This window comes from Streptomyces milbemycinicus (genome assembly GCF_002154605.1).
GTDB classification, from domain to species: Bacteria; Actinomycetota; Actinomycetes; order Streptomycetales; family Streptomycetaceae; genus Streptomyces; species Streptomyces milbemycinicus.
In genome coordinates, this window is the sequence record NZ_MUNE01001200.1 from 1 (window position 1) to 620 (window position 620).

Genomic DNA, 620 nt, shown 5'->3' on the forward strand with positions numbered 1-620 from the left:
CCCGCCCCGCTACTCGATCTCGCCGAGCACCCGCAGGATCGCCGCCTCGTCCGCCGCCTCCAGCAGCCGCTCCCGGAACTCCGCACTCATCAGCTTCCGCGAGAGCAGCGCCAAGATCCGCAAGTGCTCATCGCCCGCCGCTGCCTCCGGCACCGCGATCATGAACACCAGCTTGGCCTTCGTATCGTCGAGCGCACCCCACTCGATGCCCTCCGGCGACCGGGCGAAGCCGACGACGGGCTCGGTCACCGCGTCCGTCTTGGCGTGCGGGATCGCGATCTCCTCGCCGAGGCCGGTCGTGCCCTGCTCCTCGCGGGCCAGTGCCGCCCGGACCAGCTCCGCCACATCGGCGACCTTGCCGGAGGTGGTCAGCAGTTCGGCCATCTCACGTATGGCGGCCTCTTTGCCGTCCGCCGCCAGCCGCTCCCGTACGGTCTGCTCGGTCAGATACCCGGACAGCACCTGATCCGCCCGATCTGCCGAAGCCCCCTCGGACACAGCCGCAGGAGCCGGAGCAGAAGCAGAAGCAGAAGCAGCCCCAGCCGCAGAAGCCCCGGAAGCAGTCCCAGCCGCAGAAGCAGTCGCAGACGCACCCGCACCCGCCCCCTCCGCCGCGACCC

At 70.8% G+C, this 620-nt stretch carries 1 protein-coding gene; it reads right to left on the minus strand.

What is annotated here, in order from left to right; genetic code table 11:
- Window positions 1-9 precede the first annotated feature (9 nt).
- The coding region (locus tag CCN51_RS52085) for a PTS sugar transporter subunit IIA (protein ID WP_158104807.1) at window positions 10-620 on the minus strand (611 nt) is incomplete at its 5' end.